The organism is Kitasatospora arboriphila (genome assembly GCF_039528095.1).
In the GTDB taxonomy this organism is placed as follows: Bacteria; Actinomycetota; Actinomycetes; order Streptomycetales; family Streptomycetaceae; genus Kitasatospora; species Kitasatospora arboriphila.
The window spans coordinates 1-521 of record NZ_BAAALD010000332.1 but is presented as its reverse complement, the minus strand read 5'-3'; the positions used below and the strand labels follow the sequence as shown (position 1 = coordinate 521).

Below are 521 nucleotides of genomic sequence, written 5' to 3'. Positions count from 1 at the left end.
CGAAAACTTCATACTGCTTAAAAGTGGCGTTGTTGCCTTAAAAAATATAAAGCGAAATCTGTGCCAACTTTTAAATGCCCCATAAAACGCTGTATCATGCGCACCATAGTGCAAAAGGACTGCACCATGATGGAGATAATGCACCAAAATAGTGCTTCAGTGTGAACATTGAGCACCATTTTGGTGCAATTTTTGTTACGGTGCCCTTTTATCGCTCCGTGAAAGCGGTCACAAAGAAACTCTGCAATACTTGTTTGCGGAGGATGTTTGTGATCCTGTTCAGTCCTTCGCTTAATACGTGTACAATAACGCGCTATTTCTAATGCCTGAGGCAAAGTTGTGATCGAAAATCTGCGTAATATCGCCATCATCGCGCACGTTGACCATGGTAAAACTACCCTGGTTGACAAGCTGCTACAGCAATCCGGTACGTTCGACGCACGTACTGAAGCACAAGAACGTGTGATGGACTCCAACGATTTGGAGAAAGAGCGTGGGATTACCATCCTCGCGAAAAACAC

Annotated in this window: 1 protein-coding gene; it reads left to right on the top strand. The window is 44.3% G+C overall.

The window, feature by feature from the left end; translation table 11 throughout:
- Positions 1 to 339: 339 nt before the first annotated feature.
- Positions 340 to 521 (top strand): GTP-binding protein (locus tag ABD353_RS40240; protein WP_021314524.1); only part of this gene is annotated, 182 nt, incomplete at its 3' end.